A 24,275-nucleotide genomic window follows, 5' to 3' on the forward strand; every position below is an offset into this window, starting at 1 on the left:
GCGTACCTCCCCACACCGTGCGCTCTACAGCTTGAAATTCAGACTCAACATGAAAGAACGGCCGTTCTTGTAGATGTAGTACGGCTGGTTCTTGTTGCCGATGTAGCTGAAGTAGGTTTCGTCCAGCAGATTGGTGGCTTCCAGCGCCACGCGCAGGCGCTCGGTGGCCTGGTAGCCGAACGATGCATCCACCTGGGTGAACGCGTCGGTCATTTGCTGGCCATTGAGCCGGCCGATCTGGGTGAAGTACTCCGAGCGCCAGCCCAGATTCACCCGCGCGCTCCATTTGCCCTGCTCGTAGTACGGGCTGATGTTGTAGGCATTGCGCGAGTTGTACGGCAGGCTGTAATCGCCGTCGGTCTTGGAATCGGAATAGGTGTAATTGGCCACCACGCCGAATCCGTTGCCGAAGTTGTGCTGCAGGTTGAGCGCAACGCCACGCACCTTGGCATCGCCGGCATTGGTCGGCACGGAGGTCTGATACGTGCTCGAACCGCCGGTGGCGTTGTTGAAGAACACCCGGTCTTCCACCGTGGTCAGGATGTAGTTGGAGATGTCGCGCGAGAAAAATTCGCTGCTGAGCAGGCTGCTGTCGGAGAAATACCACTCCAGCGATGCGCCCAGATTGGTCGACTCGTACGGGCTCAGACCGGGATTGCCGGTAGATGCGGTGAGCGTGGTGTCGTCGGTGGCCACGTACGGGGTCATGTTGGTGTAGCGCGGCCGCGCGATCACCTTGGAGGCGGCAAAGCGCACCATCAAATCGTCGCGCAGGTCGTAGGCGATATTGAAGGCCGGCAGCCACTTGCCATAACTGTTGAGGAAGTTGACCGGCGTGTAGCCGCCGCCCGGCGCATAGCTGAAACCGTCGGTGGAATCGCGCGTATGCACATAACGTACGCCGATGTTGCCGCGATAGCGCTCGCCGGAAAAATTGGCCTGCAGGAACCACGCACGGTTCTGCTCTTCGATGCTGTAGTTGCCGGCGTAGCTGATCGGCAGCCCGTCATCGCCTTCCAGTCCACTGATGTACTGGCTGATCGCGCCGCTGTTGATCGTCGACCATTGCTGCATATCGGCGCTGGTGGATATGCCATCCAGATAGCCCGATGGCGTGGTGCCCGGCGAGAACGCAGCGAGCGTGCTGCCATCGTTCGGCGTCCAGGTGCGGCTGTACGCCGATTGCCCTGTGGCGTGATTGGTGAGCTTGATGCCGGTCAGAATCTGCGTAAACGGGCCCCACTCCACCGCGTGATCGAAGTCCAGCTGCAGATAGCGCTCTTTGTCGTACTGCGGGCTGTGGCTGGCCGATGCATTGTTGAGTTGCATCGCTGCCGCGTTGGTGGGGTCGGTGCTGTAGTCCATCGCGGTGCGGCGCCCGTCGATGTTGTAGCTGTAGCCGGCAAGATTGCGGAACTGGATGCCGTAGATGCGCTCGGCGCCGCCTTGCGAACTGGTGTAACCCACCTGGCTGGATGCATTCCAGCCATCGCCATGCCAGTCGGCACGCAAGTGGATGCTGCCAGTGGTGACATCGCTGTTGCGCAGATAACCGTCCAGGAACGTGGTGGATTGATCGCCGAATGTACCCGAGGTGGCAACGCCGTTTTCGAAGCCCAGCGCCTGCGCATCGCCCGGGTTGGAGCCCCAGTAGCCGTAGCGGCTCTGGTTGTAGTTGTCGAAACTTTCCTTGACGTACAAACCGGTCAGATTGAGCTCGAAGTCGGCATCCGGCTTCCACTGCAATGCGGCGCTGACACCATCGCGCTTGCGCGTCTGCTGAAACAAGGCCGTGTTGATCGAGGTCGGAAACACACCGGTGTTATTGCCCACCACACCCGGCGGAAACCCTGCGCCTTCCACGTTGTCGTAGCCGAAAATTTCCACACCATCGCGGCGCAACACGCGCTGCGAATGCATCACCGAGGTGAGCACGCCCAGCGTTTCGTCCTGGTTTTTCCAGCTGTACAACGCCGATACGTTCGGCTTGGGGTCTTCGGAGCGATCGTTATAGCCGTAGCTCACCGTGCCGGTCAGCGTATTGCGCTCGAGATCCAGCGGTTTGCGCGTGTGCACGATCACGGTGCCGCCGATGGAGCCTTCGTCGATGCGTGCTTCCGGGGTCTTGTAGACCTCCATCAAGCCGACCACTTCCGGCGCCAGGGTGCTGTAGTTGAACGAGCGGCTATCCGGATCGTTGGGGTCGCCGCCCCAACTGGTGGAGGCAATGGTCTGGCCATTGAGCAGCACGCGATTGAGCGCAGGATCGGTGCCGAGGATGCTGACTTTTTCGCCTTCGCCGAATTGCCGGTCCACGGTGATGCCGGAGAGCCGCGACAGCGATTCGGCGACGTTGGTATCGGGGAATTTACCGATGTCTTCGGCGCTGATCGCATCGACGATCGCATCGGCATTGCGCTTGACGTTGAGCGCCTTGCCGAGACTGGCCTGATAACCCACCACCTTGATTTCATCCAAGGTGGAGACCGATGGATTAGTTTGCGCGGGTGCCTGTTGCTGGGCAGGTGCAGGCTGTTCCTGCGCGAATGCGGGAAGTGCCGCAGTGCTGGCAAAAACCGCGCCACCCAACAGCAAACCACGGACCGCTGCGCTCAGTAGCGAACGACGCGGTGCACGCGCATGACACAGGAAATGACCGGACAACTCGAACACACGGGGATACACCATTGCGTGGACCTCTAGGCTGATACGTCGCAACCGGTGAGTTGCGCAAGAACGCGCGATGCGCGTGCCATGCCCGCACTCCGTCCCCTGTGCCGGAAGCGAGCAACGTCCCGCACTGCCTCGTGGCGTGCGGGTCAAGGCGCCAGACCGATGCATGATCGGCGGCAACGTCTGCATGAATTCGGAGTGTGCTCCTGTTCGCTGACAACGTTATCAGCGAAGGTGCCTCCCGCAAGCCGCGCTGTCAACTCAACGACACAAACAGCCTGATTTATGTGTAATTCGTCGAATTCAACGCAGATAACGGAATGACGACGTGATCGCCATCGCATTCTTTTTTGTGTGTGGGCAGACCACTGCGCATGAAGACCTGATGCCATAAGGCTGCGCACGCAGATGTTGCGATGCAAAGTGTTTGCATGCTTGGATGTGGCGCGTACTCGTACGCAACGCTCTCACCACAAAGCACTCGCCTTTTGCTGCAGAAACGCTGCGAGTCCATGCGGCTGCGGCAACTTGCAGCGCGGCATGGATCCACGCACCGGCACGCACGCCTACGCGCGCTGCCCGGCCACCCAGGTCGCCAATACCTGCACATCCGCATCCACCAGCACCAGATCCGCTTGATAGCCCGGCGCAATTCGACCGAGGTGATCGCCCACGCCGATGCACTGCGCGGGATACGTGGACGCCATGCGCGCGGCCTCGGCCAGGTCCACGCCCAGCCATTGCACGCTGTTGCGCACGGCGGTGGCCATGTCCAGGGCGGAGCCGGCCAATGCGCCGTCGGCGTTGCGCACCACACCGTCCACGGCGGTGATGGTCTCGCCATACAGATCGAAGCTGGGGCTGTCGGCGCCGACCATCGGCATGGCATCGGTGACCAGCAGCACCTTGCCGCGCGGCTTGGCCGCCAACGCGACGCGCAGGCTGGCAGGGTGCACGTGCACGCCGTCAACGATGACGCCGCACCACACGTTAGGGTCTTCCAACGCGGCGCCCACAGCACTGGGTTCGCGCCCGGTCAGTTGCGACATCGCGTTGTACAGATGGGTGAAGCCGCTGACGCCGGCAGCAATACCGGCGTGGGCCTGCTCGTATGTCGCTGCGGTGTGGCCGGCGAACACGATCGCACCGCCGGCAACGAAGGCGCGGATGTCGTCCAACGGCACGCGCTCGGGCGCGAGCGTGATCAGGGTGACGCCGTTGTCCAGCGAGGTGTCGACCTCAATCTCGTGCGCGTCCGGCAGGCGGAACTTGTGCGCGTCGTGCGTGCCCTTGCGGGCCGGGCTCAGGTATGGGCCTTCCAGATGGATGCCGAGCACACCGGGCACGCCCTGCGCGATCGCCTGGCGCGTGGCGTCGATCGCCTCGGCCATCACCTCGGCGGTGTCGCTGATCAGCGTGGGCAACATGCCGGTGGTGCCGAAGCGGCGATGCGCCGCAGCGATCGTGGCCAGTGCCTGCGGGTCGCGCGCGTTGTTGAACAGCACGCCGCCACCACCATTGACCTGGATGTCGATAAAGCCCGGCAACAAGGTGGCGCCACCCAGATCCACACGTGTGTGCGCCTGCGCAACACGCGCATCGTCGGCCGCCACGACCGCCTGGATCTGCGTGCCGGCCAGCAAGACAACCAGCCCATCCTGCAGGCCGTCGTCGATGAGCACGCGTGCATTGCACAACGCTTGAATCGGGGAAGCATCCATGTTCAAACCGTTTCCGTAACCTTGTTCAAATGCGGCGGCAAATCGGGATTGTGGCCACGCTGCAATGCGAGCGCATTGATGGCGCGATAGAAACTTTGCACGGTCAGCAGCGGTGCGCTGGCCGGATGTGCGGCATCGGCCAGCGGCAGGTCGCCATCGGGCGCGGCCAGCCACACCTGTGCGCCACGCGCGCGGAATTCGGCGGCGAGTGCACGCGTGCCGGCACCGGTTTCATCCGGCTGGGCAAACACCAGCACCGGGAAGCCCGGCCCCACCAGCGCCATCGGGCCGTGTTTGACCTCGGCCGAGCTATAGGCTTCGGCGTGCAGGCCGCAGGTTTCCTTGAACTTCAAGGCCGCTTCCTGCGCCGCGCCCAGGCCCAGGCCGCGACCGAGCACGAACAGGTTGTGTGCGGGCACCAGGCCGGCAGTGAGTGCAGACCAGTCGGCCTGCCAGGCGTTGCGCAACTGCTGCGGCAATGCATCCAGCGCGGCCAACAATGCGGGATCGTTCTTCCACACCGCGCCCAGGTGCAGCACTGCAGCGAGCGAAGCCAGATAGCTCTTGGTGGCGGCCACGCTTTTCTCCGGGCCTGCGCCCAGCGGAATCACCACCTCGGCCAATTGCGCCAGCGGCGAATCTTCCACGTTGACCAGGGCGACCACGCGCGCGCCGGCAGCCTTTGCGGCCTCGGCATTGCGCAGCAGGTCCGGGCTCTTGCCCGATTGCGAAATCACGATGTACAGCGCGCCGCGCAATTGCAGCGGTGCCGCGTAGACCGAGCCCACCGACGGCGATGCCGAGGCAGTGACGATGCCAAGCTGGGTTTCGAACAGGTACTTGGCATAGGTCGCTGCATGATCAGAACTGCCGCGCGCGCAGGTCACCACGAACGGCGGCGGTGTGTCGCGCAGGGATTGCGCAAGTGCGGCGATGGTGTCGGCGTTGCGGGCGAACTGTGCGGCGACCACGTCGGCGGTCTGCGCCGCCTCGCGGAACATCAAGGTATCGGTTTCGAGGGGAAGGCTCATCGGGCTCAGACGGATTCGGTGGGAGAGGATTTGGCAGCCGGCGGTTGCGCCGGTGCAGTGGAACCGCGCACGACCAGTTGCGGCACGAAGCCGCGGTTCTGCAATTGCGCGGGCTGGTCGTCGTAGGCATCGCTGCGCAGCTGGCTGATCAACAGGCGTGCGGCATGCCGCGCGATGTCGTCGGTGGCCTGCTTGGCGGTGGTCAATGCCGGCCAGGACTGACGCGAAAACGGGCTGTCTTCGAAGCCGGCAATCGAGAGTTGATACGGCACGTTCATGCCGGTGGACTTGGCCGCCGCCAGCACGCCGGCGGCGATTTCATCGTTGCTGCCGAAGATGGCGGTGGGCGGCTCTCGTAACGACAGCAAACGGCGTGCGCCACGAAAGCCATCGTCGAAGGTGTAGTCGCCGGGAATCACCAGATGCTTGTCCAGCGTGATGCCGTAATCCTTCAACGCAGCTTCGTAACCGGCGTAGCGCTCGCCGCTGGAGCGATGCTGCGGGCCGCCCCACAGGAAGCCGATGCGTTGATGACCGAGCTGGATCAGATGTTCGGTGATCTCGTAGGCCGCAGCGCGGTCGTCGATATACACGCACGGGCCATCGCCGGGGTCATCGGTGGCGGCGATGATGCGCACGCTCTTGATGCCGCGCGCGGCCAGCCCTGCCATCAGCTCGGGGCGCTCGGACATCGGTGCGGTCAGCACCACGCCGGCCAGACGCGAGCGTTGCACCCATTCGGCCAATTCTTCGGCCAGCAGCGGCGAGGTGGAATCGCAGGGATGGATCTGCAGGCCAAAGCCGGTTTCACGGCACGCGGCGAGCACGCCATTTTGAATGGCGATGATGTGATACGGGTTGGGGTTGTCGTACACCAGACCGATCACGAACGGCGTACCGCTGCGCAGATTGCGTGCGGACGGATCGGGTTCGTAGTCGAGATCGGCGATGGCGCGCAGCACGCGCGCGCGCGTGGCCTGCATCACCGATGGCTCGTTGTTGATCACGCGCGACACGGTCTTCAACGAGACCTTGGCGCGCTCGGCGACATCTTTGATGGTGGGCCTGCGCATGGAGGTACCTTGTTCGTCGGAACGCATCATGCCGCGTCGCTCACTTGGCCTGGGCCGGCAGGCCCACGCGATGACCGCGCAGCGAATAGAACAGGATGTACAGATAGCACGGCACCATCAGCGCAGCGAACACGACCTGGAAGTCGTAGTGCTGTTTGAGAATGGCGAACAGCTGCGGAATGATCGCGCCACCAGCAATGCCCATGACCAACAATGCCGAACCGATTTCGGTAAAGCGGCCGAGCCCGCGAATGGCCAGCGGGAAGATCGCCGGCCACATCATCGCGTTGGCAAAGCCCAGCGCGGCAACGAAGCCCACCGACACATAGCCGTGGGTGAGCAAGGCACCGAGCGAGAACAGCACACCCAGCACCGCCGACACGCTCAGGTAGCGTGCCTGCGAGATCACGCGCGGAATCAGCACCAGGCCGGCGATATAGCCCACCAGCATCGCGCCCAGCGTGTAGGAGGTGAACAGTTTGGTGCTGTCCAACGGCAGATTGAAGCCGTGACCGTAGGTGCCGATCGCATCGCCGGCCATCACTTCCACGCCCACGTACACGAACAGGCACAACACGCCCAGCCACAGATGCGGGAACTGGAAGATGCTGGATTTCTGCACGCCGGCAGCGCCGGGCGTTGCATTGGCCTCGGAGGCCTTGAGTTCGGGCAACGGCGAGAACAATACGCCGATGGCCAACAGCAACAGTACGCCGGACATCACCAGGTACGGTGCGTGAATCTTGGCGGCAAACGCAGTGAGCAAGGTTTCCTTGGTCGCGGCATTGGCACTGGCCACCTGCTCGGACAGATCGCCGATGCCGTGCAGCACCAGCGAGCCGATCAGGATCGGCGCCAGGATGCCGGCGATCTTGTTGCAGATCCCCATCAGTGCGATACGCCGGGCCGCGCTTTCGATCGGCCCGAGGATGCTGATGTACGGGTTGATCGCGGTCTGCAGCAGCGCCAGGCCGCTACCGATCACGAACAGGCCGCCCAACGCACCCGGATACCAGCGCTGGGTGGCGAACTGGCCGAACGCCGCCGCACCCACCGCCATCACCACCAGGCTCAGCGCCAGGCCTTTCTTCATGCCGGTGCGTTTGAGGATCCACGACGCCGGCAGCGCCAGGAAGAAATACGACAGGTAGAACACCATCAGCACCAGAAACGCGTTGACCTCGTTGAGGTCGAACGCCAGCCGCACGAAGGTGATCAGTGGCCCGTTGATCCAGGTGAAAAAGCCAATGATGAAAAACAGCACGCCGACGATGGCGATCGAGACAACGGGATTTGCGGGCCTGGCAGTAGTCATGGATCGGCTGGCTCTGAGGTTGTCGTTGGGGGACGCCGGGTGGAATCAGCGGCGCAGTTCGGCGACGAAATCGTAGAAGTCGTTGTGGCAATAGGTGTCGGTCAATTCGATCGCGCTGCCGTCGCGGGCATAACCCACGCGCACCACATGCAGGATCGCCTCGCCGGTCTTCATGCGCAGGTGTTCGGCCAGCCGCGCAGGCAGATTGATCGCGCGGAAATACTGCAACGCGCGCACCACCGGCGTGCCTTGCGCATCCAGATAGCTGTAGAGCGAATCGCCGATCTGCTGCGGGTCGGCGACGATGCGTTGCGGCAGCACCGCGTGCTCGTAGGCCATGACGCGGTCGTCGGCGCTGCGCAAGCGTGTCAGCGAGGCTACTGCCGCATCCGGCGACAGACCGAGCCGCAGGATTTCTTCGCCATGCGCCGGGCGCAGGCGCCGCTCCAGCCAGCGCGTGCCCGGCTCGTAACCCTTGATGCGCAGCGTCTCGCTGAAACTGGTCAGGCCGCTGAGCTGATGCTGGATCTGCGCGGTGACGAAGGTGCCGGCGCCCTGACGGCGCGAGACCAGGCCTTGTTCGACCAGCACGTCCACCGCCTGGCGCAGGGTCACCCGCGAAATCTGCAGACGCTCGCACAGCTGGCGCTCGGCGGGCAGCGCCTCGCCGGCCTTCCACTCACCGCCGCGGATGGCGTCGGTGAGCTTGCCGGCCAGTTGCAGGTACAACGGGGTCGGCGCGGACGCGTCCAACGCCAGATCGTCCACCCGGGGATCGGTGTCGTTCCGGGGTGCCGCCTTGGGTTTGGCCATTGCTTGTCCTCCGGACCGACTTGGATTCGTTAGGTCCAATATAGTACCAATTTGGCCGCAGCGCATCTGTGCGGTGCCGATCCCGGCGACAGCTCGCACTGACCTGCGAATCGCAAGGTTCCGCGCGTCACGCGGCGGCCGGTGCTAGCAGGACCTGGCGACGACAACCTGCAAGCATCGGCAGCCATACCATCACTTGACGCGCCGTGGCCTCACAACCGCAGATACCAGCGCCGCCGATCCATCCACCAGCCCACGCCCCAGCACAGCAGCGTGTAACTCAGTGCGCAGAGCAGCGAGCCGAGCGGCCCCGGCGCGGTGGTCTGGAACACGCGGATACCAGCCCAGGCGTACAGGTCCAGGTCGGAGCTGCCGGCCGGAAGCAGGCGCAGCACCACCATGAACAATTCGGAGAACAGATAGATCGCCAGCGGGTTGCGCCCCAGCACGGTGAAAAAGCCGCTGCCGCCGATCCAGCCGCGCAGCTCCAGCAGGTAGACCAGCACGCCCAGCGCCAGCAGATCCAGGCCCACGGTGCAGGCGACGAACGACCCGCTCCATAGCTTTTTCGACAGCGGCCAGGCGGGGTTCCAGAGCAGCGCGAGCAGCACCAGGCCCACGCCGGCCAGCAGCAGCGTGCGCGTGGCTGCAGCGGTCTTGCCGCGGCGCTGCAGGAAGCGCCCGGTCAGATAGCCGGCCAGCACGTTGACCGTGGCCGGCAGCGTGCCGAGCAGGCCTTCCGGGTCGAAGCCGTTGTCTTTGCGGTACAGGTGCGCGCGCCCGTACAGCCACAGATCCAGCCGGGTGCCGGCATTGCCGGTCTTGCTCAACTCGGCGCCGGGCTGGCCGAAGACGTACAACGCCGCCCAGTAGCCCAGCAGCAGCGCCACGCAGGCCGGCGCGATGCCGCGTGGCGGCAGATAGCGCACCAGCAACGCGGCAAGCAGATAGCACAAGCCGATGCGTTGCAGCACGCCGGTCAAGCGGAGTTGATCGATCGCGGTAAATGCCCATCCCCCACCGGGCTGCAGATGGAAGAACGGAAACCAGTACATCAGCACGCCGCATAGGAAAATCAGCGCGGCGCGTTTACCCACGCGGCCGAGAAACGGCCGATGCGGCGTGTCTGTCGCCAGCGCGAAGCTCATCGCGCTGCCGACTGCGAACAGGAACGAGGGAAACACCAGATCGGCGAGCGTGAAGCCGAACCAGGCCGCGTGGGTCAGCTGCGCATACGCCTGCGCACCCGGCCCGGCGGTGTTGACCAGGATCATCAGGAAGATGGTCAGGCCACGGAAGACGTCCAGCGATAGAAAGCGTTCGCGCTTTGGCTTTGACGTTGCAGTGATAGCTGCAGCAGCCGATATTTGTTCGCTCATTGCAGTTCCTTGCCCAGGCACTGCAGGTGTGTGCGAGGTGTGCGTTTGATGCCGATGGCTTGCGTGAGTGCGTCGCGACTGCAGCGGTCATGCATGCCGACGAAGCGCAAGACGGATCCGCTCATTGGGCGGCGCCTTGGAAAGTTCCGTGCGTGGTGCCGTGCATGGCGCCGTGCGCAATTCCTTGCACCTCGCCTTGCATGTCGCTTTGCAGAGCGCTCGGCACATCGTCGTGCGCATCCACCTGCGACAGCAACGTGCGCAGCGAGGTCAGTGGATCGCGTGGTGGCTGGCGCTTCGGCACCGTGCCCTGCTCGGCCCATTGACGCTCCCACGCTGCAAGCTGTTTGTTGAAGGCCGCTTCGTCGAACGGCGTGCCCGCCTTGTGTGCAGCACGGTAGGCGCTCAGAAAGCGCGTCCAGCGCTGCAGATAGAACTCCGCGTACATGCCTTGCCACGCCTTGGACGCATAATCGGCAAGATTGCCGTCGCCGCCCCAGACGCTGACCTGCGCACGTGCGTTGCCGACATACACGCGACGCAACGCGGCATCGTCGCCCGCGGCAGCGGCCGCCTGGCCGGTCCAGTCGGCGAGGGTTTCGTGTTGGCCGCCGACCAGTGCGTCGAGTCCTTGCACCAATCGCGTCGTGCGCGCCAACAGCGCATCGCCGCGTGCGAAATCACCGGCGGCGTAGGCCTGCACCACCGCTTGCAATTGGCGGTCGGCGTGCAGGCTGAGGTAATGCCGCGCGTCTTCGATCAGGTCGTAGCGGTACAGCGGTGCATCGGCGTAGCGGTCGGCTTGCTGCAGTAGCGCGTCGATGGCGCGGCGCAGGCGTTGCGGATCGCCGGGGCGATCGTCGAAGCCGACGATGTCGGCAGTCGGCCGCTTGAACAACAGATACGCGCCGGCCCGCTTGTTCCACCAGCGCGGCGACCAATAGCGGGTCTGGTAAATGCCTGCTTCCAGATCCGTCCAGGCCTGCAGCAACGCCGCATCGCTGTGTCCGTAGCGGGCGCGCGTGTACTGCGTGAGCCACTGCGACCAGGACTGCTGCGGACCTTCCCAGGCCAGCGCGTAGAGGTACTCGTAGACCACCGAGTTGCTGTGCAAGCCTTCGGGAAACACGCCGAATCCGCTCAGATTGCGTTTGTCCGGATCGGCCAGCAAGGCCTGCAGATCCTGTCGATAAAACGCAAAGTCGCCGTACAGCGGATTGCTGGCGCCGTAATTGTGCACGTAGCCGTAGATCCATTGTTTGTTGTCGAAGGCCTGCGAGGCCTTCCAGGTGCCGGGATACCGGTCGTTGCCGATGTCCAGCACCATCAACCGCGCGTCCGGCACCCTGCCCAGAAACGCGGCGATCGCCTGCGGTTGCCAAAACTCGCGGTCGGCACCGAACAGCCAGCCCTGCATCACCCAGGTGGCCTGCGGATTGACCTGGGCGATGGAGCGATACAGCGCCTGTCCGTACTCGGCCAGGCGCGCATCGCGTTGCGTTGGCGGTACTGCCTTGGCACGTGCGGCGTCGGAGTTGGCGATGCTGTCGCCATACTTGGCGGCGGCCACGTCGCTGCCGTCGTCGGCCACTGGCGGCAGCATTTCGTTGAAGGCATCGGCCAGATAGAACTCGCCTGCGCCGTAGGTCTGCGTGTACAGCTCAAGAAATCGGCGCGCGACTTTGGCGAACAACGGATCGCGCGGATCCAGCCAATAGGTTTCGTGAAACCCCTCCCAGGCGCGCATGCGGTAGATGCGCGCATGCGGATGTGCCTGCGCGAACGCCTTGGGCACATAGCCGGCAAATGCCGGCAGCACCGGTTGCATGCCCAGCTCGCGCATGCGTGTGAGGATCTGCGTCTGCAGGACGCGTTTGCTGTCGATCCACTGTTGCGGCAACGGCGCGCGATAGCCTTCGATATTGCCCATGCGCTGCCACGGGGTGAACGCCGGGCCGGAGAAATACTCCGCCAATGCATCATCGCCCACATCGAACTCGCGCCACAGCGCTTGCCAGATCGCTTCCTGCCCTTCCATCGCCAGCGGCATGTCGATGCCGTGCAACGCCATCCAGTCGATCTCGCGCTGCCAGCGCGGCCAGTCCCAGAACGGCGTTGTGTAGCCGTAGGTGCAGGTATTGAGATAGGCACGATGCGCAAACGGCGTGCGCACCTGGCCGCTGCTGTAGGCAGGCCATTGCGCCGGCAGTGCCACGCGGTCGCCTTCCCAACTCATCGAGGCCGCACCGGCCTGGCCCAGATAGGCGTAGGCGCCGCGCGCCAATGCCACCTGCGAGGAGCCGGCAATGCGCACCGTGTCGCCACCGGCGTCGATGCGATACCAGTCTGCGCCGTCGCCGCGCGGTGCCACGGTCATCTCGAACTGGGCCGCGCGCGCGCCGATCAGGCGTTGCACCACCGCTTGTGCGGGCGGTGCGGCCAGCACGCTGACTGGAATGGCGAGCAACGCGCTCAGCAATGCGCCGGCGAACAGGCGCGCATACGACGAGGGGAAAAACGATGAAGCGATCATGGCGAGTTCCGATAATGCACGGTGACGACGTCGTGGAATCCAAACGGCTGATCGGCAGCGACCTGCATGATTACCGCCAGCGTGCGCACACCGGTCGCGGGCGCAAGCGTCAGTTTGATCGGCTTGCCGGCCGCTGCCTGTGCCACCGCGTGGCCATCCAGAAATACCTGCGCCGGGCCGCTGAGGCGGCCCAGATCGAGCATGCCGCCGTGAGTCTGCACGCCTTGCCACGGCGTGAACTGGGCGCGGTACAACACGTAGCCGGCGCGCTCGGGTGCGGTTTCCAGCGTACCGGGCAGCGTATTGCTCCAGCTGTTGTTGTCGTTGGGGCGGCGCGACAGATCCGGTGCCGGTGGCTGCGCGAAGGCGGCAGTGTGGCGCCAGCTTTCGACCACCATCACCGGCGCGGCCACTGCCACAGACGCCGGTAGCGTCACCGCCGTGCAGGCGATCTCGGCCACCGCATCTTGCAGTCCTGATGCACGCGCCTGCAGGCGCAGTACGCCGGCACCGCGGCCGGCCTGCACGATGGCCTGCGCCAGCCCGTTGAACAAGGCCACCTGCTTGGCCTGATCGGGTGCGTGCGCATTCGGGTCGCCATTGCCCACGCCCAGCAACCGGCCGCCGCTGATGTGCAGTGTCAGCGTTGCATTGCAATCGGGCACGTGGCGGCCTTGCGTATCCACCGCCTCCAAGGTCACCGGTTGAGCATCGCGACCATCGCCGCGTAGCTGGGGGCGGTCGGGCGTGAGTCGTAGCGCAACCGCTGCGCTGGTGGTTTCCACGCGCGTGCGCGCCACCTCGCGACCATCGCGCCAAGCCACCGCTTCGAGGACGCCTGGCGCGTACTGCACCTGCCATTGATTCATCTGTGCGCGATCCACCGCCTGTTTTCCCAGCGAGCGGCCGTTGAGCCACAGCTCCACCTGCGCGGCATTGCAGAACGCCATCACCTTGATCGGCTGGCCTTCGCGGCCCGGCCAGTTCCAGTGCGGCAACAGATGCAGCACCGGCGCATCGTCGATCCACAACGCGCGGCGCAACCAATACGCTCCCTTGGGAAATCCGCACTGGTCCAGGATGCCGAAGAACGAGCCCACCGACGGCCATTCGAACGGCGTGGGTTCGCCGCGATAATCGAACCCTGTCCACACGAAACTGCCGGCGACGAATGGGCGTTCGGCAATCAGCTGCCAGGCGCGGCGATGGGTATTGCCCCAGTCGGCGGCCAGGCTGTCGTCTTCGGCCACCACGTGTGCATTCAAATCGGTGAACCACGCACCGCGGGTCTGAAAGGCACTGGTGTCTTCGCTGGACAACATTGGCGTGCGCGGGCGCGCGGCATGCACGCGGTCGTAGTTGTACTGGCGATAGTTGAAGCCGAGCACGTCCACCACATCGGCCGCGCCGCGCGTGGCGAACATGCCATCGTTCATGCCGGCGGTGATCGGGCGGGTGTCGTCGAGCGCACGCACGGCGCCGGCGGCGCGCGCCATGATGGCGTAGCCGGTGGCGGTGCCCTGCAGTGGCTCTTCGTTAAGCAGCGACCACAAAAACACGCTGGGATGGTTGCGCTGGCGCCGCACCATCGTTTGCAACAGCGCCACATACTCGGGTGCGGGATTGAACAGGCGGTTCTCGGCCATCACCAGCATGCCCAGCCGGTCGCAGGCCTGCAGCAGTTCCGGCGCCACCGCGTGATGCAGGCGAATGGCGTTGCAGCCCATCGACTTCAACCGACGCAGGCGAAACGCATGCAAGGCATCGGGCAGCGCCAAACCAACGCCGGCATGGTCCTGATGCAGGCACACGCCCTTGATCTTGAGCGCGCGGCCATTGAGAAAAAAGCCTTGGTCGGCATCGAAGCGCAGGCTGCGAAAACCGATCTCGCACTCGGCATGATCGCTGCGGCCGTCTTCGCCGCGCACGCTGGCCACCACGCGATACAGCACCGGCGCATCCACGCTCCAGCGCTGCGGCTGCGCGACCGATACGCTCGCTTTTGCCTGCGCAGTGCCGAATGCAGCGACGCGTAGTTGCGTCTCTCCATGCGTCATCAGAACACCACGTGCATCGCGTAGTTCGACATCTACCCAGGCCTCGGCAGGCTGCTCGCCACTGTTGACCAGCTCCAGCTCCACCGGCACCTGCCAGACATCGCCCGGGCCTTCGTGCGGCACCGCTGCCAGGCCATCGCCGGCGATGTGCAACGGCGTCCGCAACACCAGCCAGGTGTGCCGGTAGATGCCGCCGCCTTCGTACCACCAACCGTCCATGGCTTCGGCATCGACGCGGATGGCGATGCTGTTCAAGGCGTTGCCGTAGCGCGCGACCGGCGTGAGGTCGATCACCAACCCGTTGTAGCCACTCCAGCTGCGCGCCATCAGCATGCCGTTGACCCATACGGTGGCATGGCTGGCGATGCCGTCCAGACGCAACTCCACCGCCTGGCCGCGCGCGGACTCTTCGAGCCGCAGCGTGCGCCGGTACCAGGCGATACCGCGCGGGCGATAGCCTTGCGCGATATTGGCGTCGGCGCGCACCGGCTGCTCCACCACAAAATCGTGCGGCAGTTGCAGCTGCCGCCAACCGGTGTCGTCGAAGTCCGGCGCCGCCGCACCCCAGGCCCGGCCGGCCTTGGCGTTGTCGTAGGTCTCGTCCTGCGCAAGCAGACGCGGGAACGGCAGATCGCCGGCGTGGAAACGCCAGCCTTCGTCCAGATCCAGCCATTGGCCACTGCCATCTTTGACCGATGGCGGCGGCATGGGACGCGGCTTTCCGGTAACGCCAGCGCGTGCAGTTGCAGCGCTCGCCATGCCAGGAGTCAGCGCCGGAACCCCAAGCAACGACGAGGCGCAGACGCTGCCTGCGAGGAAGTCACGTCTGCGCATGGCAGTGCCTGATCAACAGCGTTGTATGTGTGCCCCGCGACAGACGCGGAGCAGCAAATCTCGCAGCATCTTTGGAGTGCGCCGCAACAGCAGCTGCAGCATTGCATTCAATGGGTGCTGCAGCATGCAGCTGCGCACGCTGGCGCTGCGCTCCCTCCCCCGCCATCAAAGCATGTCCCACTGCATCGACAGGTAGTAGCTGCGACCGGTGACGCCAGTCATCTGCCAACGGCTGGTGATGTCCTTGTAGGCCTCTTCGGTGCGGTTGGTGAGATTCAAACCACCCAGCTGGAAGCTGAGCTTGTCGTTGACCTGATACCCGAGCACCGCATCCAGCTGCGTGCGCGCCTTCATGGTGTGGCCTTCGCGCGCGAAGAAGCTGTCGCTGCTGTCCTGCTCGTACTCACTGCGATGGTTGAGCGAGACGCGCGCCGAATAATGCTGGCTTTCCCAGTATGCGGTGGCGTTCCAGGTCTGCTCGGACAGATTGCGGATCTGGAATGCCGTATCGCGCTGCGGAATCACCCGGGTGAAGTTGGAGGTCACACCGAAGCCATCGATCGGCAGCCAGGCATCCAGCGATTGCGTCCAGCCCAGCTCGTAACCGCGAATCTTGACCTTGCTCGGGTCGTTGGTGGTGGCGGTGATCTCGTAGATGTTGCCGCCGCCGTCCACGCAGTCGCCGGCCGCATTGCTGGACAGTGCGGTGCCGTTGAACGCGCCCGGGCAGACGATGCTGTTGAAGGTGCCGTTCTTGATGTTCTTCCAGAAGCCGGCAACGGTCAGCGCGCCACCGTTGCCGTAATACCACTCCAGGCTCAGGTCGGCCTGGTCGGCGGTCAGCGCCTTCAGATCGGTCTGGCCCTGGGTGACGATGAACGTGGTCGTGCCGCCGGTATTGGTGCCGGTGGAAATGGTCGAAGCGATGGCGGTGTTGCTGTCCAGGATCGGCCGCACCAGCACCTTGGCGGCGGCAAAGCGCAGCAGCAGGTCCTCGCGCATGTCCAGCACCAGATTCAGACTGGGCAACCAGTTGGAATAGTCATACGGCGCACGCGCGGTGCCGATCACCACGTTGGCGTCGTCGCTGGCCGCCTGCGCCTGGGTGAGGTAGGTGTCGGTGGTGCGTTTGGTGTTTTCATACCGCATGCCCACGTTGCCACGCAGACGCATGCTGCCGATGTCGGTATCGATGCGCGCCATCGCATAGGCCGATGAAATGTCGTTCTCGATGCTGTAGCTGCTCTGCGGTGCGAACAGCACCGGCACGGTGATGCCGGCAGCCGCCAGCGAGCGCGCGTAGGCCGCGATGTCCGGGGTGACCCAGCTGTCCTGCGAGGCGAGTTGTCCGTCGAGGAAGTTGCTCACCGTGCTGTTGGCGGCCGACAGTTCCGGGAACATGTCGAAGCCCGATACGGCACCGGTCCTGAGCAAATACAGAAAATCGCGCCGGCGCACATCGCGGTCGAAGGTTTCGCGGCGGTATTTGGCACCGAAGCGCACCGCGTTCAACGCACCCATATCCAGATAACGCTCGGCATCCAGTTGCAACGACCATTCCTTGTTGCTGAGCGACTGGATGCCGCCATTGGGATATTCGCTACGCACCAGATTGGTCTTGTCCCAGGCGCTGGCATCGGTGGCGTCGGCATCGGTGATCAGCGAAATCGCATCCGAATTCGAGGTGTCCAGCAACGTCGAGGTCGGTTTGCGGCCCAGGATCGCCGCGCGCTCGTTTTCGTCGGTCTTGCCTTCGGTGTAATTGGCCGCGCCACTCAAGGTCCAGGCATCGCCCTTCCACTTGAAGTCGTAGGTCAGCAGCCGTGTGGACAGATCGTGCTGTTCGATCTGGCGGTTGTTTTCCAGCCAGTAGTCCGACGCCGACACTTGCGTGGCAGTGAGCCCGTTGGTCTGCAGCACGGTCAGCGGGCTGCGCTCGAACGAGTACACCAACTGGTTCATGTCGTTGGCGGTCTTGTCCTGCGAATACAGCGCGGTGAGGTTCATTTCCAGCTGATCGCTGGGCTTCCACTGCAGCCCGCCGTTGAACATCTTGCGGGTGGTTTCGCGCTCGATCGAGCGATAGCGCGGGCGCCGCGGAATGTACAAGGTGCCGGCGTCGGTTTGCTGCGTATACCAGCGGTCGATCCACAGATAATCGGCGCGATCCTTGAGCTTCTGATAGCCGGCGCTGAGGAACACGCCCAGATCGCCACCACCGAATTTGAACTGGTCGATATAGGTCAGCACGCCCTTGGGCGTGGGCGCACCGCCGGCAAATTCGGCGTATTGCGCCTTGGCCGAAAACAGCAGCTTGGTCTGCTTGTAGTCCAGCGGTTTGGTGGTGTTGATGTTGACCGTGCCGGACAACCCACCGGCATCCATGTCGGCCGACGGCGACTTGATCACCTCGATACCGGCGGCCACTTCCGGCTGGATGATGTCGTAACGGAAACCATCGGTGAAATCGGCGCTCTTGATCACCTGACCGTTGATGGTGGTGGCCGAATACTGCGGGCCCAGGCCACGCACGCTGATGGTGGAACCGCGCCCGTTGATGGTGGAAATCTGCACACCGGGAATGCGCTGGATCGCCTCGGCGATGTTTTCGGCGGGGAACTTGCCGATGTCCTGCGCCGAGATGCCATCGGTCATGCGCACGTCGTCGCGCTTGTTGTCCATCGCGGTGATCAGGCTCTTCTGGTAAGAGCTGGTGACCTTGACCGTATCGAGCTGGGAAATCTGCGCAGCGTCTGCAGGCGGCGACTCCTGCGCCTGCGCGCTGGCGCCGCAGGCAAGCAGCGACAGCGCGATGGCGATGGACAGCGAGGAAGGCGAACAACAACGCAACGAGGCACGCGAGACAGGTGACATGGGAGATCCTGAGGTGGAATGGCTGGACGACGACGCGACTGGCATTCCGATCGATCAGCGATGACAGATCCCGGCGTTGGGCAACCCACCCACACGCGCACAGGCCCCCAGTCCCGGACATCCGGAACCGCCTGCGATCTGTTGTTTGAGACACACCCCGTACGGCCCCCCGTGGGTGCCGATGCCGCCTCCCTCCCAGGACGGACATCGCGTGCCATTGCTGATCAACGGCCCTGACTGGCAAATACCAATTCAGTGGATTTGATTCTTATGGTCTTTAAAAGATTCTGTCAACAGTCACTGTCGAAAGTGTTTGATCGCTCCTCGTGACTGGAGCCATATCCTTTATTCAAGGGTTTTTATGGGTGCGCTCAGGATCATTCGGGTGCATCCCGGGTATCGTTGTCACAGGACCAGTCAATGACCAATTCGCCATTACCAGACCAATTTTTGTTCCAGGCGAAATGTGCCAGACGCACCGCATTCGCTGGAAGCTGCGTCACAGTCCATATTCAGGCGTTCCTGCGTGTCGAAAGCGGTGTCGATATCTCACCAACGCAACCAGCTGACGGCAGCAATGACTACAGGCGGCGCTACGCCGACAACGTTGTCAGCAGGCTAGCTATGCGCGCCGTCAAGTCGGCCTGGACGAAGCCACAGGCCATCACGCATGCACGCTAATGGTGCAGAAGACCGATCACCCGGTGCGTAAGCTGCGAAGCCGCGCTCAGCGCAACTGCCCCTGATCGATGCGCAACAACGTGCGCTCCGGCGTGGCGGCAAAGCCCAGCAGTTGCAGGCCCACGCCCAGCACCGCGTCCTGACCGGGATCGACGCGTGACTGCAGCTGCCAGCGTCCGTCGCGCCACAGTTGCAGCCGCGCTGCCTGCACGCCTGCAGGCAGCGCGGCGTCCGGCAGCAGTGTCAGCACCGCCGTGTCGTCCACGCACACCGGTTGCCCGGATAACCGTAGCGGCGGCAAACCCGGCAGCTCGCCCGCCCCACTCGGCAGCAGTTGCAGGCTGACCCGCCCGCGTGCGTGCACGCAGCGGGTGGCATCGAATAGCAGATCGACCTGCTGCAGTTCCAATGCCAGATCGATCAAGGTCATCCCCGCAGGCTGGCGTACCAACAACTGCCCCTGCGCATCGCGAATGCCGTGTTGCGTGCCATCCACCAGCAGCACTTGCAGCTGCGTGGTCTGCAGGTGCACCTGGCGCTCGCCACGCAACAACAGCCAGACGCGTGGCCGCACCGCGACATCGCCGAATGCGATGCCTTGCCATTGCACCTGCCGCAACGTGCCGGCCCACACCGGCCCTTCCACGTCCAGCACCGAAAACGGCAGCCCTTCGCGTGGCAGCACCAGGCGCAGTGGCAGCCATGCCAGCAGCGCGACCAACAGCATCAGTGCAAATACCAGGATCCAACGCGTGCGCGTCACGGTGTGGGCTCCGCAAACCCGCAGCGTACCCGCAGTTGGCCCTGGTCGCGCACGATGCTCAGCTGCGTCGGTGCCAGGCCATGCGCTTGCCGCAGCCGTTCCAGCCAGGCGAACAAGGTGGTGGCGCTCACCGCATCGATCTGCACGTCCACCCCGCCCGCAGCGCTGCGCTGTTGCGAGGTGATGCCGACACCGGCATCGCGTGCGCTGCTTGCGATGATCTCGGCCAGCTCCGCTGTGCCCGCTGCGGCGGTGCGCTTGGTTGCCGATGCCTGCGCGGATGCATCCAGTACCAGCTGCGCCGCATCTGCGTAACGCGCCTGCGCCTGTACACGCCAGTGCCGCAGCGGCAGGTAAAGCGCATACCAACCGACGAACGCGGCCACTGCGACGCACATCACACCCAGCATCACCCGCTCGCGCGGCGCACGCGTCTGCCACCATTGATGGCCGCGTTGCAGACCTGCACTCATTGCACTGGCTCCAGCACGAATGGCGTGCGCAGGCGATCGTCCTCGCTCTGGCTGGTGCCTGGTTGCAACCTCCATCCTGCCTCTGCCAGCCGCGCGGAAAGTTGCTGCACGCTGGCGGCATCGGTATGCAGCAGTGTGGCCCGCAACGGCTGTGCGGATTGATAGTCGAGCTGATCCAGTTCAGCAGCGGGAATGGCATCGACTGCGGCGAACAAGGTGCCGAGCTGCATCGCCAGGGTATCGACCGCTGCGCCAGCATGCCGGCGAGCCTGCAGCGCTGCCGGCACCGCCGCTGCGTCGTGCACGCCCAACTGCGCGGCGGCGCGCGATTGCAGCATGCGCGCACCGATCTCGTAGCGCAGTGTCTGCGCCAGCATCAGCAGCAGTGGCGACAGCAACACCAGCGCGGCCAACGCTGCAAGACGACGCGGCGTGACCATCTGCGCAATGGCCTGCTTTGCAGCGAATGCCTGCTGCAGCAGATTGATCGGCGCGTGTGTGGCGCATCGGGCAAAGCAGGCGATCGTCAGCGCAGGATCGGACATTGGTGGCTGTACCGGTGCGCGCTCGCCCAGCAGCATGCGTGCAACCTCGGGCTCCAGGCTGCAGGCCAGGCCTGCGCTGCGGATCAGCCAACGGCCATCCCAGTCCATCACTGCCGCCGCACCGTCGGCACCGGGCCCCAGCAACAGGCAATCGGGCACTACGGCATAGGGGGTGACGCCTAGCTGCGCTGCGCGCGCCAACCACTGCTGCATCACCGCGCTCTCCACCGCAGCCACCAGGCGCGTGCCATCGGCTTCGGCAGTCTCGGCGATCACCACATGCAAGGTCTGCGTCTCCACGGCCAGATGCTCGGCCAGTTGCAGGCGTGCGGCGGCTATCGATTGCGCGGTGCTGCGGCCCGGCAATGTCAGCCAGCGCAACTGCACATCCACGCCCGGCACCACCAGCACGCTACGTGCGGATGATTCAAATGGCGCGCTGGCTGCGCGCTGTGGCAGCACCTGGCCATGCGCATCGACGCGCACGACAATGGCTTGCGCGGTGGCATCGGCCGGCAGCAACAACAAGGTGGTACTCATTCGTCGGAACTCCATTGGCGTGCCACCAGCCGCACACGCCCCGCAGGATCTTGCTGCAACAAGGCATCCAGCATGACCTGCGCGCCGGCGTGGTCGACCTGGCTGTAGAGGGAGAAATAGCTGGTGCGTAGTTCGAATTGTTCCAACACTGCGTTGGAAGGCTCGGCCTGCATCAGCGCAGGCTGGCTCAGGAACGTCTTGGCGTCGCGCCATCCTCCGGCCGGCCGCGCGGCAATGACGCGTCGCGCAGCTGGCAGCTCCAATGCGCCTTCGGTCAGCGCTACCAACACCGGCGCATCTTCCAGGCTGAGCGTATTGATATTGATCGGCGACAAGCGCCCCTCCGGCAATGCACACACATATGGCCGCAATTGCGCGATCACCTGCGGCGTATAGCCGGCGATGGCGCGCAGCTCGCTGATGCCCGCCAGCAAGGTCGCCCCGGTGCGCAACGGCACTGCCGATTGCAGGTAACGATCGTCTTCAGCGCCCTGCGCACCGGGTTGGCTGTCGCTGTCGATCCAGTCCACCAGCGCATCGCTCAAGGCCTGCGCCTGTTGCGGCGCGATGCCGAGCACCAGCAGCAACGCGATGTATTGGCGTGTGCCGTCGTCGTTGCGTTGCCATTGCTCGGGAGCGCCGGCGACCACACTGTTGAGATTGAAACAGCCGCCGCGGTCGCGCAGACGCACGCTCACCGCGCCGTCGTCCAGCGGGAAGGTGATCGGTTGATCGTTCCAGCCGCCCTCCAGCGTGGTGCGCATCGGGTCGCGCCTGGCCAATGCCTGCAGACGTTGCAGCGCAATGGTTTCGGTGCCCAGCGCGTACCACTGCGCCTGCGTCATCGCCTCGCCATTGCCGCTACGACGCAGACCGAAGCGCAGATCGTCCAGCACCGCCACCATCAGCAGCGTCATCACCGCGACCAGCAACAACACCGTCAGCAGTGCGACGCCGCGTTGCTGCGTCACTGCGTTCAAGGCTTTCATCCGCGTCCCTCCGGCAGCACGAACAGCTGACGCACGCGGCCCCATTGCTCCAGGTCCAGCTCCAGCGAGATCGCATCCGGCAGTGCCTCGAGCCCGCCGCTCCAGCCATCGCTCCACTGCGCGCGATAGTGAAACCCCACCACCGCCGAGCGCACGCCACGCAGCACCACCTGCGGCGTGCCGGCAACTGCGCCATCGAGTGCGGGGCGTGCACTGCGCTCCAGGCGTCCATCGACCACGCGGTACTCCACATACTGCAACGACGCACGCGGCGCCTGATCCGGATTGCTCCAACCGCGCCGCACAAACCCGAACAAGGGCCCGGGCGCACCCGGCGGGCTTGCGACGAACGCGGTGCGTGCAGCGCCGCCCTCGCTGTTGCGCGTGCGCCGCACAGCGGCCTGCTGCAGATCGCTACGCAGCAGACCATGGGCAAGTTGAAACTCACGAATCTGCTGCAGGCGCGCACGCACCGCATCGCGCTGATCGATGCTCTGCCGCATCACCACCACCGCCGCGACCGCCACCAGTGCGAACACGGCCAGTGCGACCAGCAGCTCGATCAAGGTGAAGCCCGCACTGCCACGGGTACACACTGTGGCACGACGTGCGCGAATCATTCGGCGCTCCGCAAGACGCTGAGGCTGGCGATTTCCTGCGCCTGCGCTGCGGCCCGCACCTGCACCTGGATCCGCACCATGCCTGCGCCGCCGGCCGGCATCGACTTGCGCTGCCAGTCCCATGTGCGTCCGCCCAGTGCCTCTTGCCCATTCGCCGGCGCCAGCGCTGCGGCCGTGGGCGCGAGCATCGCTTCGATTGCCTGATTCTCTGCAACTACCGCAGCCAACGCACGTTCTTCCAGCACCACCGCAGTGCGCGTGCTTTCGCCGGACAAATTCAGCAAGCCAACCACGGCCATACCGAAGATCGCCAGCGCGACCATCAGTTCGAGCAGCGAGAATCCAGCGCTGTCCTGGCGATTACCGTTGTGGCGCATCGACCCGTACCACGCCGGCTGCATCCACCAGTACCTGCACCTGCTGTTGACCGTCAGCCAGCGCGATGCGTTGCGGCGTGGCCGCACCGGTAGGATCGAAACGCACGCTCACTTGCGTGCCCCCAACCGGCAACGCGGTCTGCACGCCAGCTGGCCAACGCAGTGCGGTAAAGGGTTTCTCATCCAGTGGCACCCAATGCTGCTGCGCCTGGCGTCGAAACGCATAACCGCCCGCATCGACAGTCACCTCGACCATGCGCAGGCTCAGGATCGCCTCGTCGCGTGCATGCAGCAGGGCGCTGGCCAACGCGTCGGCCTGGTCGTGCAGATCGCGCCGTGTATCGGGCAAGGTCATCACCACCAAGGTGCTGGCGAGTGCGGTGATCACCAGCACCGCGAGCAGTTCGAGCAAGGTGAAGCCGCGCGCATGCGCAAGCGACATGCGCGCGCGCGGCGTGCTTGCCGTGCGTTGCCTTGCAATGGCCATTTGCGCGAGCACGGGTGCGGCTCAGCGCCAGTTGCCGATATCGGCAGTGTCGGCGTCGCCACCTTCCACGCCATCGGCGCCGAACGAATACACATCGAAGCCACCACTGCGGCCCGGGCGACGGTACTGATACGCGTGGCCCCACGGATCTTCCGGCAGGCGGCGGATATAGCCACCCTGCCGATACCGCTCGGGCCGGGTCAATCCGCTCGGCGGGTTGAGCAGGGCCTGCAAGCCCTGTTCGGTGCTCGGGTAGCCGAGGTTGTCCAGCCGATAGGTTTCCAGCGCCTGCTCCAGCACCGCCACGTCGGCACGCGCTTTTTCGACCATGGCGCGGTCCTGGCTGGGCATCACGTTGATCATCACCACGGTGGCGAGCAGGCCGATGATGACGATCACCACCATCAACTCGACCAGGGTGAAGCCGCGCATGCGCCCGTGCGATGTGAGCGAGCCGATGCGTACGCGAGGATGGATGGACTGCATGAGGATCTCCA

Annotated in this window: 19 protein-coding genes; 1 reads left to right on the plus strand and 18 read right to left on the minus strand. The window is 64.5% G+C overall.

The window, feature by feature from the left end; all coding sequences use genetic code 11:
• Window positions 1–24: 24 nt before the first annotated feature.
• From FFY45_RS10955 to FFY45_RS11000, 10 genes are all read right to left on the minus strand, one after another.
• Window positions 25–2,688 (minus strand): TonB-dependent receptor, encoded by a 2,664-nt coding sequence (locus tag FFY45_RS10955; RefSeq protein ID WP_255171932.1) that lies wholly within the window; start codon window positions 2,686–2,688, stop codon window positions 25–27.
• 551 nt (window positions 2,689–3,239) lie between these two features.
• A complete protein-coding gene (gene nagA, locus FFY45_RS10960) occupies window positions 3,240–4,394 on the minus strand; it encodes an N-acetylglucosamine-6-phosphate deacetylase (RefSeq protein ID WP_176340452.1) in 1,155 nt (384 codons plus the stop codon).
• 2 nt (window positions 4,395–4,396) lie between these two features.
• Window positions 4,397–5,425, minus strand: coding sequence for an SIS domain-containing protein (locus FFY45_RS10965; protein ID WP_006451305.1), 1,029 nt, complete (start codon window positions 5,423–5,425; stop codon window positions 4,397–4,399).
• Window positions 5,426–5,430: 5 nt separating this feature from the next.
• Window positions 5,431–6,498 (minus strand): LacI family DNA-binding transcriptional regulator, encoded by a 1,068-nt coding sequence (locus FFY45_RS10970; RefSeq protein WP_104549636.1) that lies wholly within the window; start codon window positions 6,496–6,498, stop codon window positions 5,431–5,433.
• Between the two features lie 40 nt (window positions 6,499–6,538).
• Window positions 6,539–7,813, minus strand: coding sequence for a sugar MFS transporter (locus FFY45_RS10975; RefSeq protein ID WP_176340453.1), 1,275 nt, complete (start codon window positions 7,811–7,813; stop codon window positions 6,539–6,541).
• Between the two features lie 45 nt (window positions 7,814–7,858).
• Window positions 7,859–8,581, minus strand: a complete 723-nt coding sequence (locus tag FFY45_RS10980; protein ID WP_172839323.1) for a GntR family transcriptional regulator — start codon at window positions 8,579–8,581, stop codon at window positions 7,859–7,861.
• Window positions 8,582–8,838: 257 nt separating this feature from the next.
• On the minus strand, window positions 8,839–10,005 hold the full coding sequence (locus FFY45_RS10985; RefSeq protein WP_176340454.1) for an acyltransferase family protein: 1,167 nt from the start codon (window positions 10,003–10,005) through the stop codon (window positions 8,839–8,841).
• 121 nt (window positions 10,006–10,126) lie between these two features.
• Entirely contained in the window at window positions 10,127–12,538 is a 2,412-nt protein-coding gene (locus tag FFY45_RS10990; protein WP_176340455.1) for an alpha-N-acetylglucosaminidase, read from the minus strand.
• On the minus strand, window positions 12,535–15,429 hold the full coding sequence (gene galA / locus FFY45_RS10995) for a beta-galactosidase GalA (protein WP_176340456.1): 2,895 nt from the start codon (window positions 15,427–15,429) through the stop codon (window positions 12,535–12,537). The genes FFY45_RS10990 and galA overlap by 4 nt, the downstream gene beginning before the upstream one ends.
• Window positions 15,430–15,594: 165 nt before the next feature.
• On the minus strand, window positions 15,595–18,303 hold the full coding sequence (locus FFY45_RS11000) for a TonB-dependent receptor (protein ID WP_176340457.1): 2,709 nt from the start codon (window positions 18,301–18,303) through the stop codon (window positions 15,595–15,597).
• A gap of 420 nt (window positions 18,304–18,723) precedes the next feature.
• Here FFY45_RS11000 and FFY45_RS11005 point away from each other — a divergent pair, with 420 nt between their 5' ends.
• Window positions 18,724–18,984: a hypothetical protein gene (locus tag FFY45_RS11005; protein WP_176340458.1), complete on the plus strand. Its 261-nt coding sequence runs from the start codon at window positions 18,724–18,726 to the stop codon at window positions 18,982–18,984.
• 46 nt (window positions 18,985–19,030) lie between these two features.
• On the opposite strand, the gene gspN is transcribed toward FFY45_RS11005, so the two are convergent.
• The 8 genes from gspN to gspG all read right to left on the minus strand — a co-directional run bounded on the left by gspN (window position 19,031) and on the right by gspG (window position 24,264).
• On the minus strand, window positions 19,031–19,711 hold the full coding sequence (gspN, locus tag FFY45_RS11010) for a type II secretion system protein N (RefSeq protein ID WP_176340523.1): 681 nt from the start codon (window positions 19,709–19,711) through the stop codon (window positions 19,031–19,033).
• A 32-nt stretch (window positions 19,712–19,743) separates the two neighbouring features.
• Entirely contained in the window at window positions 19,744–20,220 is a 477-nt protein-coding gene (locus FFY45_RS11015) for a type II secretion system protein M (protein WP_176340459.1), read from the minus strand.
• Complete coding sequence (gene gspL / locus FFY45_RS11020) at window positions 20,217–21,305, minus strand: type II secretion system protein GspL (RefSeq protein WP_176340460.1); 1,089 nt, start codon at window positions 21,303–21,305, stop codon at window positions 20,217–20,219. Before gspL ends, FFY45_RS11015 begins: the two co-directional genes overlap by 4 nt.
• The gene (gene gspK / locus FFY45_RS11025) at window positions 21,302–22,294 is read right to left on the minus strand and encodes a type II secretion system minor pseudopilin GspK (RefSeq protein ID WP_176340461.1); all 993 of its coding nucleotides are present in this window, start codon (window positions 22,292–22,294) and stop codon (window positions 21,302–21,304) included. Before gspK ends, gspL begins: the two co-directional genes overlap by 4 nt.
• A complete protein-coding gene (gene gspJ, locus FFY45_RS11030; protein WP_176340462.1) occupies window positions 22,291–22,914 on the minus strand; it encodes a type II secretion system minor pseudopilin GspJ in 624 nt (207 codons plus the stop codon). Before gspJ ends, gspK begins: the two co-directional genes overlap by 4 nt.
• Window positions 22,911–23,291, minus strand: a complete 381-nt coding sequence (gene gspI / locus FFY45_RS11035; RefSeq protein ID WP_176340463.1) for a type II secretion system minor pseudopilin GspI — start codon at window positions 23,289–23,291, stop codon at window positions 22,911–22,913. The genes gspJ and gspI overlap by 4 nt, the downstream gene beginning before the upstream one ends.
• Window positions 23,275–23,733, minus strand: coding sequence for a GspH/FimT family pseudopilin (locus FFY45_RS11040; protein ID WP_176340464.1), 459 nt, complete (start codon window positions 23,731–23,733; stop codon window positions 23,275–23,277). Before FFY45_RS11040 ends, gspI begins: the two co-directional genes overlap by 17 nt.
• Before the next feature lie 66 nt (window positions 23,734–23,799).
• Window positions 23,800–24,264: a type II secretion system major pseudopilin GspG gene (gene gspG / locus FFY45_RS11045; RefSeq protein ID WP_176340465.1), complete on the minus strand. Its 465-nt coding sequence runs from the start codon at window positions 24,262–24,264 to the stop codon at window positions 23,800–23,802.
• Window positions 24,265–24,275 lie beyond the last annotated feature (11 nt).

The organism is Xanthomonas hortorum (genome assembly GCF_011305375.1).
Taxonomy (GTDB): Bacteria; Pseudomonadota; Gammaproteobacteria; order Xanthomonadales; family Xanthomonadaceae; genus Xanthomonas; species Xanthomonas hortorum_E.